The 454-nt window shown below is 55.1% G+C and carries 1 protein-coding gene; it reads left to right on the top strand.

From position 1 onward, the window contains the following. The first annotated feature begins 133 nt into the window (after positions 1–133). Complete coding sequence (locus tag I5E68_RS20515) at positions 134–292, top strand: hypothetical protein (RefSeq protein ID WP_197167484.1); 159 nt, start codon at positions 134–136, stop codon at positions 290–292. The last annotated feature ends 162 nt before the right edge of the window (positions 293–454 follow it).

The raw sequence follows: 454 nt of genomic DNA, 5'->3' as shown, positions 1-454 counted from the left end.
CCAGTTCAGTGTGTTCTGGAAGAGTAAGCTGATCAACGAGTAATTCGATGGTACTTCGTCTGGTTGAACAACGGGCGATGGATAAATACGCGCAGGCAGTCCTGCAGGCAGAGGAGCAGACGACGGACTCGCGGTGGCTGTCACGCTGCTGCTCGCGATCGACACAATGGAGGGGGGCGGGTCAGGGGTGGTGATCGTGGAGGACTGCGACAATGAAGACGACGACAATGGCGTGGAACTTGATGTCGGCGTGTTAAGGATGAGCGAGGACTGCGTCAAGAACGAATATTGAGATTCCACCGTCGGGGTGTACTTAGAGACCGAAGACGACGAGGTAAGCGTGCTGAGCGAAGTGAACGATAGCGAGGCTGAACTCGAGAGGTTCGTCGGGAAGCTAATGATCACCGTGCTGCTGCTGGTGTTGAAGAAAGAACTGGTTGGCATGCTACTGCTG

The organism is Novosphingobium aureum (assembly GCF_015865035.1).
GTDB classification, from domain to species: Bacteria; Pseudomonadota; Alphaproteobacteria; order Sphingomonadales; family Sphingomonadaceae; genus Novosphingobium; species Novosphingobium aureum.
This window is presented reverse-complemented; position numbering and strand designations above follow the sequence as displayed.